The organism is Janthinobacterium sp. GW823-FHT03B06 (genome assembly GCF_058796955.1).
Map to the genome: position 1 here is coordinate 304,941 of NZ_JBXAJE010000004.1, position 14,357 is coordinate 319,297.

Annotated in this window: 13 protein-coding genes; 5 read left to right on the forward strand and 8 right to left on the reverse strand. The window is 63.0% G+C overall.

The features are described 5' to 3' along the window. Window positions 1-39: 39 nt before the first annotated feature. The 5 genes from AC1RBA_RS16070 to AC1RBA_RS16090 form a co-directional block, all read right to left on the reverse strand. A complete protein-coding gene (locus AC1RBA_RS16070; protein WP_492419055.1) occupies window positions 40-972 on the reverse strand; it encodes an electron transfer flavoprotein subunit alpha/FixB family protein in 933 nt (310 codons plus the stop codon). 40 nt (window positions 973-1,012) lie between these two features. Further along, window positions 1,013-1,762 (reverse strand): electron transfer flavoprotein subunit beta/FixA family protein, encoded by a 750-nt coding sequence (locus AC1RBA_RS16075; RefSeq protein ID WP_070221859.1) that lies wholly within the window; start codon window positions 1,760-1,762, stop codon window positions 1,013-1,015. A gap of 243 nt (window positions 1,763-2,005) precedes the next feature. Then, entirely contained in the window at window positions 2,006-2,263 is a 258-nt protein-coding gene (locus tag AC1RBA_RS16080; RefSeq protein WP_225317265.1) for a sulfurtransferase TusA family protein, read from the reverse strand. 207 nt (window positions 2,264-2,470) lie between these two features. After that, the gene (alaS, locus tag AC1RBA_RS16085) at window positions 2,471-5,083 is read right to left on the reverse strand and encodes an alanine--tRNA ligase (protein WP_492419057.1); all 2,613 of its coding nucleotides are present in this window, start codon (window positions 5,081-5,083) and stop codon (window positions 2,471-2,473) included. Window positions 5,084-5,202: 119 nt separating this feature from the next. After that, window positions 5,203-5,649, reverse strand: a complete 447-nt coding sequence (locus AC1RBA_RS16090; protein ID WP_099410545.1) for a Fur family transcriptional regulator — start codon at window positions 5,647-5,649, stop codon at window positions 5,203-5,205. 159 nt (window positions 5,650-5,808) lie between these two features. Between AC1RBA_RS16090 and AC1RBA_RS16095 the strand changes: the two genes are divergently transcribed. Beyond that, window positions 5,809-7,860, forward strand: coding sequence for a TonB-dependent receptor domain-containing protein (locus AC1RBA_RS16095; protein ID WP_492419059.1), 2,052 nt, complete (start codon window positions 5,809-5,811; stop codon window positions 7,858-7,860). A gap of 107 nt (window positions 7,861-7,967) precedes the next feature. Here the strand turns inward: AC1RBA_RS16095 and ugpQ are convergent, their stop codons facing one another. Continuing rightward, on the reverse strand, window positions 7,968-8,711 hold the full coding sequence (gene ugpQ, locus AC1RBA_RS16100; RefSeq protein WP_492419061.1) for a glycerophosphodiester phosphodiesterase: 744 nt from the start codon (window positions 8,709-8,711) through the stop codon (window positions 7,968-7,970). A 185-nt stretch (window positions 8,712-8,896) separates the two neighbouring features. Here ugpQ and AC1RBA_RS16105 point away from each other — a divergent pair, with 185 nt between their 5' ends. Beyond that, window positions 8,897-10,012 (forward strand): sensor histidine kinase, encoded by a 1,116-nt coding sequence (locus tag AC1RBA_RS16105; protein WP_492419063.1) that lies wholly within the window; start codon window positions 8,897-8,899, stop codon window positions 10,010-10,012. Then, entirely contained in the window at window positions 10,009-10,878 is an 870-nt protein-coding gene (locus AC1RBA_RS16110; RefSeq protein WP_492419065.1) for a LytR/AlgR family response regulator transcription factor, read from the forward strand. Before AC1RBA_RS16105 ends, AC1RBA_RS16110 begins: the two co-directional genes overlap by 4 nt. Window positions 10,879-10,895: 17 nt before the next feature. Here the strand turns inward: AC1RBA_RS16110 and AC1RBA_RS16115 are convergent, their stop codons facing one another. Further along, window positions 10,896-11,222, reverse strand: a complete 327-nt coding sequence (locus AC1RBA_RS16115) for a hypothetical protein (RefSeq protein WP_070221866.1) — start codon at window positions 11,220-11,222, stop codon at window positions 10,896-10,898. A gap of 164 nt (window positions 11,223-11,386) precedes the next feature. On the opposite strand from AC1RBA_RS16115, the gene AC1RBA_RS16120 reads away from it, so the two are divergent. After that, window positions 11,387-12,034, forward strand: a complete 648-nt coding sequence (locus tag AC1RBA_RS16120) for a hypothetical protein (protein ID WP_492419067.1) — start codon at window positions 11,387-11,389, stop codon at window positions 12,032-12,034. A gap of 5 nt (window positions 12,035-12,039) precedes the next feature. Here the strand turns inward: AC1RBA_RS16120 and AC1RBA_RS16125 are convergent, their stop codons facing one another. After that, window positions 12,040-13,320, reverse strand: coding sequence for an MFS transporter (locus tag AC1RBA_RS16125; RefSeq protein WP_492419068.1), 1,281 nt, complete (start codon window positions 13,318-13,320; stop codon window positions 12,040-12,042). 103 nt (window positions 13,321-13,423) lie between these two features. Here AC1RBA_RS16125 and AC1RBA_RS16130 point away from each other — a divergent pair, with 103 nt between their 5' ends. After that, window positions 13,424-14,326 carry a LysR family transcriptional regulator gene (locus AC1RBA_RS16130; protein WP_070313673.1) on the forward strand — a complete coding sequence of 301 codons (903 nt, stop codon included), beginning with the start codon at window positions 13,424-13,426 and terminating at the stop codon, window positions 14,324-14,326. Window positions 14,327-14,357: the final 31 nt, after the last annotated feature.

The following is a 14,357-nucleotide window of genomic DNA, read 5'->3' on the forward strand; positions in this document are numbered from 1 at the left end:
GGCGTGGCTTCGTGATATACAAAACCTGATGGGTTTAAATTAACCCAGTTCTTTGACCAGTTGCGGCACGATCTCGAACAGATCGCCCACGATGCCGTAGTCGGCCACGGCAAAGATCGGCGCTTCCGGATCCTTGTTGATGGCGACGATGGTTTTCGAGTCTTTCATGCCGGCCAGATGCTGGATCGCGCCCGAGATGCCGACGGCGATGTACAGCGATGGCGCGACGATCTTGCCCGTCTGGCCCACTTGCCAGTCGTTCGGCACGAAGCCGGCGTCGACGGCGGCGCGCGAAGCACCCATGGCGGCGCCCAGCTTGTCGGCCAGCGGCTCCAGGATGTGGAAGTTCTCGGCCGAACCCATGCCACGGCCGCCCGACACGATGATTTTCGCGGCGGTCAGTTCAGGACGGTCGGACTTGGCCAGTTCGCGGCCCACGAAGGCGGACTTGCCATTGTCGGCAACGGCGGCGACGGTTTCGGTGGCAGCCGAACCGCCGGTGGCGGCAGCGGCGTCGAAACCGGTGGTGCGCACGGTGATGACCTTGACCTTGTCGCCAGATTGCACGGTGGCAATGGCGTTACCGGCGTAGATCGGGCGCTCGAAGGTGTCAGGCGAGTCGACCTTGGTGATTTCCGAGATTTGCGCTACGTCCAGCTTGGCGGCCACGCGCGGCAGGATGTTCTTGCCGTAGGCGGTGGCTGGCGCCAGGATGTGGCTGTAGTTGCCGGCGATGACCAGCACTTGCTCGGCCACGTTTTCGGCCAGGCCGTCGGCAAAGTATGGCGCGTCGGCCACGATGACTTTCGTCACGCCGGCGATTTGCGTGGCGGCAGCGGCGGCAGCCGAGGCGTTCGAACCTGCGACCAGTACGTGCACGTCGCCGCCGCACTGGGCAGCCGCGGTCACGGTGTGGTGGGTGCTGCCCTTTAAGGTAGCGTTGTCGTGTTCAGCAATAACTAATGCGACCATGATATGTCCTGTAATTGTTCTGGAGTGACGGCAAAGCCGCTTAGATGACTTTGGCTTCGGTACGCAGCTTGGCGACCAGGGTAGCGACGTCCGGCACCTTGATGCCGGCCGAGCGCTTGGCTGGCTCGACGACTTTCAGGGTCTTCAGGCGTGGCGCAACATCGACGCCCAGGTCTTCCGGCTTGACGGTCTCGAGCGGCTTTTTCTTTGCCTTCATGATGTTCGGCAAGGTCACATAGCGTGGCTCGTTCAAACGCAGGTCGGTGGTGATGATCGCTGGCAAGGTCAATGCCAGGGTTTCCAGGCCGCCGTCGACTTCGCGCGTGACGGTGACTTTGCCGTCTTCCAGCACGACTTTCGAAGCGAACGTGGCTTGCGGCCAACCCAGCAGGGCAGCGAGCATCTGGCCCGTCTGGTTGCTGTCGTCATCGATCGCCTGCTTGCCCAGGATGATCAGTTGCGGCTGTTCTTTCTCGGCCAGGGACTTGACCAGCTTGGCCACGGCCAGCGGTTCCAGGTCGGTCGTCGTTTCCACCAGGATGCCGCGGTCGGCGCCGATGGCCATGGCCGTGCGCAGGGTTTCCTGGCACTGCGTCACGCCGCAGGAGATGGCGACCACTTCAGTGACCTTGCCGGCTTCTTTCAGGCGCATCGCTTCTTCCAGCGCGATCTCATCGAAAGGGTTCATCGACATTTTGACGTTGGCGGTATCGACGCCAGTGCCGTCACTCTTGACGCGGACTTTGACGTTATAGTCGACCACGCGTTTGACGGGTACCAAGACTTTCATAGCTATGCCTTTGGGAAATTATAAAAATGACGGATCAAGTGCTGATTGTGCGTTCGATTATAAGAGAAATTTGAATCCTGAACCGAATTTAAGCACGATCGTGCGATTTTTTGTTAGAGCAATCCATCTAAACTGTCCAGCTTCGGGGATTTCAAGGGGGACCGCCGCTACGCTGCAGGGCAGCAAAAGGGCTGGTTCGGGAAGGAAAACCAGGCCGCGCCACGGCGGCCCCGGCTGGCAGAATTATTTGCGTTGCATCAAGAAGACGAATTCGGTACCCGTCTGCACATGCGACAGCAGGGCATTGCCCGTTTGCTTGGCGAAAGCCTGGAAGTCGCGCACGGAACCGGGATCGGTTGCCATGATGCGCAGCACTTCCCCGCTCTGCAACTCTGACAAAGCCTTTTTCGCCTTCAGAATCGGCAACGGGCAATTCAAGCCGCGCGCGTCGAGTTCTTTGTGAAATTCCATAATCTCGGTATCAAGTAGTGTGTCGCTCATCATCAATATCCCACCATTGTTTTGTTGTACTGATTTTCGACATACTACTCTAAATCAGGGGCATTGACGCGCTGCACCAAAATAGTTCATCGGCTGTTGTGGTGTCACAACGAGATTCCACACGGCAAAACGGCCCGCAAACACCGTCTGCGGGCCGTTTTCAAGGGGCTGTGGGGCGAAAACCCCGCATGCCTTCTAGCTTACGCCTTATTTTGCGCGTTCGCCGACCCAGGCCGGCACGCCGGCCAGGGCGTCCGCCAGGCCACTCGGATCGGTGCCGCCAGCCTGCGCCATATCGGGGCGTCCGCCGCCTTTTCCGCCCACTTGCTGTGCAACGAAGTTCACCAGCTCGCCCGCCTTGACCTTGGAAGTCGCGTCCGCCGTCACGCCGGCGATCAGGCTGACCTTGCCGTCGGCCACGCTGGCCAGCACGATGGCGGCCGTTTTCAGCTTGTCCTTCAGCTTGTCCATGGTTTCGCGCAGACGTGCCACGTCGGCGCCGTCCAGCACGGCCGCCAGCACCTTGATGCCGTTGACATCGACGGCTTGCGTGACCAGCTCATCGCCCTGGCCCGACGCCAGTTTCGATTTCAGCGCGGCCAGTTCCTTCTCCAACGCCTTCACGTGGTCCTGCACCTGGACGATGCGGGCCGTCAGTTCTTCCGGCTGCGCCTTCAGGGCGCTGGCTGCTTCGGCGAGGCGGCGGTTGATGGTTTGCACCAGCGCCAACGCGCCCTCGCCCGTCACCGCTTCCACGCGGCGGATGCCAGCGGCCACGCCGCTTTCGCCGATGATCTTGAACAAGCCGATGTCGCCCGTGCGCTGCACGTGGACGCCGCCGCACAGCTCTTTCGAGCTGCCGATGTCGAGCACGCGCACTTCGTCGCCGTATTTTTCGCCGAACAGAGCCATCGCGCCATGCTTGACGGCATCGTCAAACGACATCAAATGGGCTTGCGTGGCGCGGTTTTCCAGGATCTCTTTGTTGACGATCGTTTCCACGGCGGCGATCTGCTCGGCTGTCATCGGTGCATTGTGGCTGAAGTCGAAGCGGGTCTTGTCCGGGTCGACCAGCGAACCCTTTTGCGCCACGTGGCCGCCTAGCACTTCGCGCAAGGCCTTGTGCATCAGGTGCGTGGCCGAGTGGTTGCGGATCGTGCGCGCGCGCTTGGCCGTGTCGACTTCGGCCGAGACGGCGTCGCCCACTTTCAATACGCCCGATTCCAGCACGCCGTGGTGGCCGAACACGTCGGCCTGGATTTTCAGGGTGTCGCTGACGGCAAAGCTGCCTGCGCCCGAGGCGATCACGCCCTGGTCGCCCACCTGGCCGCCCGATTCCGCGTAGAACGGCGTGGTGTCGAGCACGACGATGCCGTCCTGGCCCGCCTTCAGTTCAGCTACCTGCGTGCCGGCCGCGTACAGCGCGACGACCTTGCTGCTGAACGTCAACTGGTCGTAGCCGACGAATTTGTTTTTCTCACCCGTGTACTCGACCTTGCTGTCCTTGTGCGTCTTGCCGCCCTTGCGCGACAGTTCCTGGCTTTCCTTCAGGGCCGCATCGTAGCCAGCCTGGTCGAAACTGATATTGCGTTCGCGGCAGATGTCGGCCGTCAGGTCCGGCGGGAAGCCGTAGGTTTCGTACAAAGTAAAAGCGGTGGCGCCGTCGATGCCCGTGGCATCCTTGGCCAGCTGCGCTTCCAGCACTTTCATGCCCGTTTCCAGGGTTTCGCCGAAACGCTCTTCCTCGGCCTTGAGCATGTTGGCGACGTTTTCTTTCGCTTCTTCCAGCTCCGGATAGGCGCCGCCCATCTCGATGGCCAGATCGGCCACCAGTTTGTAGAAGAACGGTTTCGTCTGGCCCAGCTTGTGGCCATGGCGCAAGGCGCGGCGGATGATGCGGCGCAGAACATACGCGCGGCCTTCGCTGCCCGGAATGATGCCGTCGACGATCATGAAGGCGGCGGCGCGGATGTGGTCGGCGATCACGCGCAGCGACTTGTTTTCCAGGTCGGTGGCACCCGTTTCACGCGCGGCAGCCTTGATCAAATGCTGGAACAGGTCGATTTCATAGTTCGAATGCACGTGCTGCAGCACGGCGGCCAGGCGCTCCATGCCCATGCCCGTGTCGACGCACGGCTTCGGCAGCTTGTGCATGACGCCCGCTTCGTCGCGGTTGAACTGCATGAACACGAGGTTCCAGATTTCAATGAAGCGGTCGCCATCTTCGTCAGGCGAGCCCGGCGGGCCGCCGGGAATGTCGGCGCCGTGGTCGTAGAAGATTTCCGTGCATGGACCGCATGGGCCCGTATCAGCCATCTGCCAGAAATTGTCCGAAGCGTAGCGCGAACCCTTGTTGTCGCCGATGCGGATGATGCGCTCGACAGGCACGCCGATTTCCTTGGCCCAGATGTCGTACGCTTCGTCATCTTCGATGTACACGGTGACGGTCAGCTTGTCAGCCGGCAAGCCGTACACCTTGGTCAGCAGTTCCCATGCGTACTGGATCGCGTCGCGCTTGAAATAGTCGCCGAAGCTGAAATTGCCCAGCATTTCAAAGAACGTATGGTGCCGCGCCGTGTAGCCGACGTTTTCCAGATCGTTATGCTTGCCGCCGGCGCGCACGCAGCGCTGCACCGAGGTGGCGCGCGTGTACGGACGGCTGTCCGTGCCCGTAAACACATCCTTGAACTGCACCATGCCGCTGTTCGTCAACAGCAAGGTCGGATCGTTGCCTGGCACCAGGGAGCTGGAACGGACGATGGAATGGCCCTTGGACTCGAAAAATTTGAGGAACTTGTCGCGGATTTCAGTTGATTTCATGTTTTTTTGGCAAAGAGTGGCGGCAGCTTTAAAGGGAAGATTATACGTGATATGGGGTGCGGCATTGACGGCGGGCACGGGCATTGTTGCGCACGTGCCAACATCGACAGCCTGCCCGCTCAGGCCGGGTCGTGGCCGCTGGCGCAGGCGTGCGGGGCGGCACCGGCGGCGACCGCACTGGCGCCGGCGGCCGCATTGCAATCGGCGCAGCGGCCGTACAGGGTCAGTTCGTGGCGCTCGACAACAAAGCCTTGCGGCGCCATGCGCTTCAAGTCGCCCGGGCAGTCATGCACATCGAACACGCGCTGACACGTGGTGCACTGGAAATGGTGATGGTGGTGATTGGCGGCCGTGTTCGACTCGTAGCGCGGGTTTTCGCCCGGCAAGGTCACCACGTGCACCTTTTCCTCCAGCACCAAGGACTTCAAGTTGCGGTAAACGGTGGCGATGCCCAGCTGCGTCACCTGCAAGCTGGCCTGTTCGAGGATTTCCTGCGCCGACAGGGGGCGCTGGGCCGACTCGATGGCGGCTTGAATAGCGGTTTTTTGACGTGTTGTGCGTTCCATAGCCGACAGAATACACCATCCGCCTGTATCTACTGCCCTGAAAAACTGTCACACATTAATGATAATGGGTTATCATTATCATCTTAGGGCAGGCTATTTCCTGTTCATGCGCTGCCCCAACCCTGCCAACACCGATAGCTGATAAAGGAATTCTTGCCCATGTCCGTCCGTCCTCACCAACCCACTCCCCTCGCCCTGGCCATCATGCTGGCCTTTGCCGCCCCCGCCAGCGCCCTGCCGCAACAGGCCGCCACCTTGCCTGCCGTCACCGTTTCGGCCAGCGCACTGGCCCTGGGCAGCGACGACATGAGCACGCCCGTGACCGTACTGGAAGGCGAGGAACTGGTGCGCGCCCGCGAAGCGACCCTGGGCGAAACCCTGGCCGGCCAGCCCGGCATCACGTCCAGCCATTTCGGCGCCGGCGCCAGCCGCCCCATCATCCGCGGCATGGATGGCCCCCGTGTGAAGATCCTGTCCGATGGCGCCGAAGTGCAGGATGCGTCGACCATCAGCCCCGACCATGCCGTCGCGGCCGAACCGATGCTGTCGGAACAGATTGAAGTCTTGCGCGGCCCGTCCGCGCTGGCCTACGGCGGCGGCGCCGTCGGCGGCGTCGTCAATGTGATCGACAAGAAAATCCCCACGCGCGTGCCAGCCAAGGGCTTCGAAGGCAGCGCGGAAGTACGCGCCAACTCGGCAGCGCGCGACAAGGCGGGCGCCTTTGAAGTGACTGGCGGCTCCGGCAACATCGCCTTCCACGCGGAAGGCGTCAAGCGCGACGCGAAGGAATACAAGGTCGGCAGCGGCTGGGAAGGCGGCTCCAAAGTGGCCGGCAGCTACAACAAGACGGACACGGGCAGCGTGGGCGTGTCGTGGGTGGGTGAACGCGGCTTCCTGGGCCTGGCCTTCACCAGCCAGCATGCGGAATACGGCTTGCCTGGCCACAACCACGAATTCGAAAGCTGCCACCCGCATGGCACGCACCTGCATTGCGGCGGCCACGACGGCCACGACCACGGTGCTGAAGAGGAACATGAGCACGAGCATGAAAGCGTGCCGTACGTGAAGCTGAAGAGCGAACGCTGGGATGTGCGCGGCGAATTGCGCGACCCCGTGCCCGGCTTCGCCAAGCTGCGCCTGCGCGCGTCGTTCACCGATTACAAGCACGATGAAATCGAAGGCACGGAAATCGCCACCACGTTTAAGAACAAGGGCCACGACGCGCGCCTGGAAATGGAACACCATCCCGTCTTCGGCTGGCGCGGCGTCGTCGGCCTGCAAACGTCGAAGCGCGATTTCTCCGCCCTGGGCGAGGAAGCCTACGTGGCGCCGACGGTCACGAAGAAACACGCGGCCTTCCTGGTGGAAGAATACAAGCTCGACCAATGGCGCTTCGAAGCGGGCTTGCGCCACGAGTGGCAAGACATCGCGGTCGACAGCGCCACCTTGCAGGACCGCAGCGCCAAGGGCACGTCGGTCTCGCTGGGCGCCGTGTGGAAATTCGCGCCCCAGTATTCGCTCGGTTCGACCATTTCCCGCACGCACCGTTTGCCCAGCGCCGAGGAACTGTATGCGCACGGCGTGCACATGGCCACGGCCACGTATGAACTGGGCAATCAAAACCTGGGCAAGGAAACGTCGAACAATATCGACTTGACCTTGCGCAAATATGCGGGCGCCACGACCTTCTCGGCCAGCGCCTACCGCAACAAGGTCGACAACTACATCTTCGGCAGCACGCTGGACAGCCATGAAGGCTTCCAGCTGATCCAGTACGCCCAGCGCGACGCCACGTTCACGGGCGTGGAAGGGCAAGTGCGCCAGCAACTGAACCCCATGTTCGGCGCCAGCGTGTTCGGCGACTACGTGCGGGCCAAGCTGGCCAACGATGGTGGCAACTTGCCGCGCATCCCGGCCCAGCGCGTCGGCGTGAAGGTCGACGCCAACTGGCAGGCGTGGAGCGGCGTGGCCGAGTTCTACCGCGTGGGCAAGCAAGACAAGGTGGCCGCGTTCGAAACGGCAACCCCGGGCTACAACATGCTGAACCTGTCCGCCAACTACGACACGCGCATCGGCACGACGCCGGCCCAGTTCTACATCAAGGCGAACAACCTGACGAACGAACTGGCGTACAGCCACACTTCATTCATCAAGAGTGCGGCGCCTTTGATGGGCCGAAATGTCACCGTCGGCATGCGCGTGACTTTCTAAGCCGCTTGAAACGTAGGTCGGCTTAGCGCGCAAGCGCGTAAGCCGACAACACCAATAACGTCAACAATGTTGTCGGATTACGCGGGGCTTTGCCCCGTTAATCCGACCTACGCCATGGATGGAATAATATCTATCCTGTCCGTGCAAAACCCATCCACGCCCCAGGCCAGCAGCTCGCTGGCCCGTTCGGGCGTGTTGACGGTGTAGCAGAACAGCCCCAATCCCTCCTCTTTGACTGCCAGCGCCAGCGCGCGCGTCAGTTGCGTGTGGTCGCAATGGATCGCCACCACATCCAGTTCCTTCGCCGTGTTCGCCCAGTCGTCCGGTATCCGTTCGACCAGCCAGCCGCGCGCCAGTTCCGGGGCCGCCTGGCGCGCCGCTTCCAGGGCGGCGATGCTGAACGACGAGAGCAAGGGCAATAACTCTCCTTCAGCAATTTCCTTTGCAAAATAATCGCGCGTGGCCTGCGCCACCGTCTCGCCCGTCGGCACGTCGAAGCCGGGCGCCGGCTTGATCTCGATATTCATCCAGATGTGCTGCGCCTTGCAATACGCCGCCACGGCCTCGAACGTGGGCACGCCCTCGCCCGCAAACTGCGGGCCGAACCAGGCGCCCGCCTCCATCGTTCCCAGCTGTGCGGCCGTGTAATCGTTGACGTGGCCGCTGCCGGCCACCGTGCGGCCCAGCTCGGGGTCGTGCACGACGACGGGCACGCCGTCGGACGCCAGCATGACGTCGAATTCCACGGCGCGGTAGCCGTAGGCCAGGCCGCAGCGCAGGGCGGCCAGGGTGTTTTCAGGCGCCAGGGTGCCGCCGCCGCGGTGCGCCAGGGTGCGTGGGTAGGGCCACATGAGGTTTCCTTTATAGCAAAGACTGTCTTGCCATACTATCCCGCGCCCATCGTGAAAAGTAAAGCGGCCCCGTTTGGCGGCGCGACGCTGCGAATGGCGACGCGCCGGCACCGTTTCGTCGCAGCCCTGTTGCGCCCTGGCCTGCGCTGGCACACAATGCCCCATCGCTACCAGCAGACACTTCCATGAACTCCGACGCCCCTTCCGCCCACGCCCCCGCCAGACGCCGCTTTCCCTACTACCGCATGCTGCTCGACTCTCGCTATGCGCTGGTGCTGAACGCGATCTGCGCGCTGGTCATTACCTTCATCCTCAATCCGGGCAGCCATTTCGGACAAAACCTGATCGCCTCGATGTGCATCGGCACGATCGCCTTCCTGCTGATCGACGGCATGCGCCTGACTTTATGGGGTGCGGACCAGCGGCCCAGACTCCTGCCCTTCATGCTCATCATCCTGCTATCCGTGCCCGTGGCGCAAATGCTGGGCCTGGTTCTGTTCGGCTGGCTGACGGGCGTGGACGTGGGCGGCTTCGACAAGCTGTTGCCCACGCAAATGATGGGCACGCTCGTGTTCACCCTGCTGGCCACGGGCGGCGCCGTGCTGTTTTTCTCCAGCCGCGAAAAGATTGCCCGCCTGCAAATGATCGCCGCCGAGGAAAAAGCCCGCGCCGAATCCGTGGCGCGCCAGGCCATGCAGGCGCAGCTGCAACTGCTGCAGGCGCAGATCGAGCCGCACATGCTGTTCAACACCTTGGCCAACCTGCAGGGCCTGATCAGCTTTGATCCGGACCGCGCCCAGCTGCTGCTCGACCAGCTGATCCAGTATCTGCGCGCCACCTTGAGTTCCTCGCGCGCCGGGTCCACCACCCTCGCGCAGGAGTTTTCCCTGATGCAAGCCTACCTGGGACTGATGTCGATACGCATGGGTGCGCGCCTGAGCTATGCGCTGGACTTGCCCGAGGCCTTGCGCGATATCAAGGTGCCGCCCATGCTGCTGCAGCCGCTGGTGGAAAACGCCATCCAGCACGGCCTGGAACCGAAGATCGAAGGCGGCCATATCCACGTGCAGGCATCCACGGACGGCGGCGCGCTGGTGCTGACCGTCAGCGACGATGGTCTGGGCCTCGACCATCCAGGCCAGACCAAGGGCACGCAGCTGGGCGTGGCGAATATCCGTGAACGGCTGCACGGCATGCATGGCGATGCCGCCAGCCTGTCGCTGGCCCCCAACACACCGGCAGGCGTCATCGCCCGCCTTCAATTACCGATACACTCCACCACCGCGAGCCCCACGCCATGACCAGTTCCACCCCGCGCGCCCTGATCGCCGAAGACGAACCCATACTCGCCGCCGCCCTCGCGCATGCCCTGCGCCGGCTATGGCCGGAACTCGACATCGTTGCCACCTGCGCCAATGGCGTGGAAGCCTTGCAGCAAGGCCTGGCGCTGCAGCCCGACATACTATTTCTCGACATCAAGATGCCGGGCAAGACAGGCCTGGAAGCGGCCGAGGAACTGGCGGAGCAGTGGCCGGACGGCGTCGCGTTCCCCCATATCGTGTTTGTTACCGCCTACGACGAATATGCGCTGGCCGCCTTTGAGCACGCGGCCGCCGATTACGTCTTAAAACCCGTCAACGATGCGCGCCTGGCCAAGACGGTGGAACGCTTGCAGCAACGCCTGCGCGACAGCGCCGGCGCCAGCGGGAGAGCAACGCCAGCGGCGGCAGCGGCGGCAGCCACTGCGGCGGCGCCGGTGGTGGCAACCGTCACAGCGGCCCCCAGCGACGACAACCTGGCCCGACTGCTGGCCCAGTTGCAGGCCATGGTGCCGCCCGCGCCGCGCCTGCAAATGATACGGGCGGCCGTAGGCAACAGCGTGCGCATGATCGCGCTGGCCGACGTCGTGTATTTCGAGGCGCTGGACAAATACATCAACGTCGTGTGCCAGGACAGCGAAGCGCTGATACGCACGAGCCTGAAGGAACTTTTGCCCCAGCTGGACCCGCAACAATTCTGGCAAATCCACCGGGGCACCATCGTCAATGCCAGCGCCATCGCCGCGGCCGTGCGCGACGAGGCGGGCAAGCTGTCGCTGACCCTACGCCAGCATCCGGCGCAACTGCGTGTCAGCCCTTTATATGCCCATCTGTTCCGGCAGATGTAGCGCGCAGGAGCCAGGTTCTAGTGGAGCTGATGCTTCAGGTCCGATAGTTCATCGTGGACCTTGAGCACGGCGCTCTTCATTTCCGGCGTCACGCTGGTCGCCGTGCCGCACGCCCGTTTGGCGCGGTCGCCCAGCGATTCCATCTGGTCGACGGCTTGCCGGATGCGCGCATCGTCCTGCGTGTCGATGGCTTGCCGCACGGCGCTCTTTTGCTGGTCCAGCTGATTGATGCAATCCTTCAAGTCCATCGGCATGCCCTGCTGCTTGCCGCACAACTGGGCCGCCTGGCCGATCGCGTGTTCGATGGCGCCAAAGCGCCGTGCCACTTCCTTTACCTGCATCATGATCTGTCCTCCCATGGTATCGAGAGTTGGATCGTCAGGCCGGCCCAAGGTTCCCCGCCACGCGCCATGGCATTGAAATTTCCATGGTGCACTTTTTTGTAAGTGCTTGTGACATTCTAGATAATTATCAAATCCTTCAGATACATTGGCGTACCTGAACCACCATGCCCTCCATGACCTCGCTGCCACCCCTGCCCCGCCGCGCTCCCGGCCTGCTGCTGATCGTCCTGCTGCACGCGGGGCTGGCCTATGTCGTGCTGCAGTCGCGCCCCCGCCTTGCCGCTGACGAGCACTTGCCGCAGGGCCCGGCCATCGCCTGGCTGCGCTACACGCCCCCTGCGCCGCCCAAGCCGATAGCCTTGCGCAGCGCAAAACCGGCCGCTGAACGTGTGCCGCGCCGAACCATACCGGCGCCCGTCAGCCGCCCCCTGCCCGCGCCCGCCGCCGAGCCGGCGCCAGCACCGGCAATGCAGGAAGCGATCACGGCGCCGCCAGCGCCCAGCGCCGCCGATATCCTGGCGCAAGCCAAGCGCGACGTGGGCAAGATCGACAAGGATTTACGCAAGGAATTCCCCCAGCGGGGAGAACAAAAACTGGAGGACACGGGCTTCAAGCGCATGCAGCAAGGCTTTGCCGAAGCCTACGCAGCCGTGCCGCCGAAATGGTACGAGGCATCGAAAATCGAGGAAGTGGGCGCGAATGAGGCCAGGGGCAGCCGCACGTATAAAATCACCAGCGCGCTGGGCACCTTGTGCGTGACCACGCGCGCGGGCAAGCAGGGGGAAACGATGATCGGCAACTGCCCCAAATAGCCGCCTCAGCCCACCGCTTCGCGCGCGCCCAGCGGCTGCAGATGGCGCAGGCGCAAGGCGATCAGCACGCCGCCGCTCAGGCATACGCCCAGCATGATGATGACCCCCGTCCAGCCGTCGAAGCCCCACATCATGCCCGAGGCGGAACCGATCAGGCTGGAACCGAGGTAATAGAACAGCAGATAGAAGGCCGAGGCCAGCGCCTGCGGCGCGCGGGCGCGGCGGCTAACCCAGCTGCTGGCGATCGAATGCGAGGCAAAGAAACCGAACGTAGCCAGCGCCATGCCGATGACGATCAGCGGCAGCGAGTCGAACAGGGTCAATACTATGCCGGACAGCATCACCGACAGCATGATCCACAGCACGCCCCGGCGCCCCAGCCGGTCCACCAGGCGGCCCGCCCACACGGAACTGAAGATGCCGATCAGGTACAGAAAGGCCAGCAAACCGACCGTGCTCTGGCGCAAGCCAAATGGCGCGGCCAGCAGGCGGTAGCCGATGTAGTTATACAGGCTGACGAAACAGCCCATCAGCACGAAAGCCAGGCAGAACAGCCATGGCAAGCCCCGGTCGGAAAAATGTTGCTTGATCGCGTGCGGCAGCGCATTCCAGCCTCGGGTTGTGGGCACGAAATTCTTCGACGCGGGCAGGCTGCGCCAGAATTCCGCCGCCGCCAGCACGCCGGCCACGCCCAGCACGCCCAGGGCCCAGCGCCACGACAGGAAATCGCTGAGCATGGAAGCGATAAGGCGTCCCGACATGCCGCCAAACGCGCTGCCTGCAATATACAAGCCCATCGACAATCCCAGCGACGGCCCCTCGATTTCCTCGCCCAGGTAAGCCATGGCCACGGCCGGCATGCCGCCCAAGGCGATGCCCAGCGCGGCGCGGATGGCCAGCAGTTGCGCATAATCCTGGGCGAAGGCGGACAAGATCGTCAATATCGCGGCGGAAAACATCGACGCCACCATCAGCGGCTTGCGTCCCACCCGGTCCGAGACGGCGCTGAGCAGCACCAAGGAGATGGCCAGCAAGCCGCTCGACACGGACAAGGACCAGCTGCTTTGCGCCGGCGTCAGATGAAACTGGTGCGACAGCGGCGGAAACAGCGGTTGTATGCAATACAGCAGGCTGAAGGTGGAAAAGCCGCCAAAGAACAGGGCGCGGTTGCTGCGCTTGAATTCGATCGAGCCCTTGGCGATGGCCGTGCGGGGCGCGGGTGCGGCGGGAGAAACCGCGATGGCAGACGAGGTGGCGGGGGCAAAGGAGAGCGATGAATCAGACATGGCCGTGTTTCGGAAAGGAAGCGAGTCTTCATCTTAGGATTGCCAACTCATATCGTCCAATATATATTCAAGGCCCAACTCATACTTTTAAAATATTACTTATATGGAACTGCGCCACCTGCGTTACTTTGTCGCCGTTGCCGAAGAGCTGCACTTCACGCGCGCGGCCGAGCGCCTGCACATCGGCCAACCGCCGCTGAGCCAGCAAATCCAGGCGCTGGAGGCGGAACTCGGTGCGCAGTTGTTCGAGCGCAACAAGCGCTCCGTGCGGCTGACGCAGGCAGGCGCGCTGTTTCTCGACGATGCGCGGCGCATCCTGGCCCTGTCGGAACAGGCGGCCGTCACGGCGCGCCGGGCCCAGCGGGGCGAAGCGGGCGAATTGCGCATCGGTTTTACCTTTTCCACGCCGTTTACGCCCTACTTCGCGACCGTCATCAACCGCTACCGCCAGCAATTCCCGCACGTCACCTTGACCCTGCATGAAATGGCGACATTGCATCAACTGGAAGCGATCTCGGCCAGGACGATGGACCTGGGCTTCGTGCGCCCGCCGGAAACGACGTACCCGGACGACATCCGCCTGACCGAATTGCGCCAGGACCCGCTGTTCCTCGTGCTGCCCGTCGCCCACGCGCTGGCGGCCAAGGACAGCATCGCGATTGCCGACATGGCGGGCGAAGGCTTTGTCATGTATCCCAAGGATGCGGGCACGGGGATTTATCCGCAGATCTTCCGCCTGTGCAAGGCCGCAGGCTTCGTGCCCCAGGTCACGCAGGAAGCGGGCGAAGCATCGACCATCATCGGCCTGGTGGCGGCCGGCTGCGGCATTTCCGTGCTGCCCGCCTCGTTCGACCGCATCCGCATGGATGGCGTGTGCTACCGCCCCATCGCCGACCCGCAGGCGACGACCAGCTTGTTACTTGCACAACGGGAAGAAGAGACGTCGCCGCTGGTGGCGGCATTCGTCAAGCTGGCCGAGGAAGCGGCGCTGGAAGGGGGAGCGTAGGCTGCAATGTCGGCTTACGCTGCGGCTGTGC

Excerpts from the sequence above, each read along its gene's own strand:
- AC1RBA_RS16120 (WP_492419067.1), top strand. The coding sequence starts at position 11,387 with ATGCCCTCCATGACCTCGCTGCCACCCCTGCCCCGCCGCGCTCCCGGC.
- ugpQ (WP_492419061.1), bottom strand. The coding sequence starts at position 8,711 with ATGTGGCCCTACCCACGCACCCTGGCGCACCGCGGCGGCGGCACCCTG.
- AC1RBA_RS16095 (WP_492419059.1), top strand. The coding sequence starts at position 5,809 with ATGTCCGTCCGTCCTCACCAACCCACTCCCCTCGCCCTGGCCATCATG.
- AC1RBA_RS16110 (WP_492419065.1), top strand. The coding sequence starts at position 10,009 with ATGACCAGTTCCACCCCGCGCGCCCTGATCGCCGAAGACGAACCCATA.
- AC1RBA_RS16075 (WP_070221859.1), bottom strand. The coding sequence starts at position 1,762 with ATGAAAGTCTTGGTACCCGTCAAACGCGTGGTCGACTATAACGTCAAA.
- AC1RBA_RS16130 (WP_070313673.1), top strand. The coding sequence starts at position 13,424 with ATGGAACTGCGCCACCTGCGTTACTTTGTCGCCGTTGCCGAAGAGCTG.
- AC1RBA_RS16115 (WP_070221866.1), bottom strand. The coding sequence starts at position 11,222 with ATGATGCAGGTAAAGGAAGTGGCACGGCGCTTTGGCGCCATCGAACAC.
- AC1RBA_RS16125 (WP_492419068.1), bottom strand. The coding sequence starts at position 13,320 with ATGTCTGATTCATCGCTCTCCTTTGCCCCCGCCACCTCGTCTGCCATC.
- AC1RBA_RS16090 (WP_099410545.1), bottom strand. The coding sequence starts at position 5,649 with ATGGAACGCACAACACGTCAAAAAACCGCTATTCAAGCCGCCATCGAG.
- AC1RBA_RS16105 (WP_492419063.1), top strand. The coding sequence starts at position 8,897 with ATGAACTCCGACGCCCCTTCCGCCCACGCCCCCGCCAGACGCCGCTTT.
- AC1RBA_RS16070 (WP_492419055.1), bottom strand. The coding sequence starts at position 972 with ATGGTCGCATTAGTTATTGCTGAACACGACAACGCTACCTTAAAGGGC.
- alaS (WP_492419057.1), bottom strand. The coding sequence starts at position 5,083 with ATGAAATCAACTGAAATCCGCGACAAGTTCCTCAAATTTTTCGAGTCC.
- AC1RBA_RS16080 (WP_225317265.1), bottom strand. The coding sequence starts at position 2,263 with ATGAGCGACACACTACTTGATACCGAGATTATGGAATTTCACAAAGAA.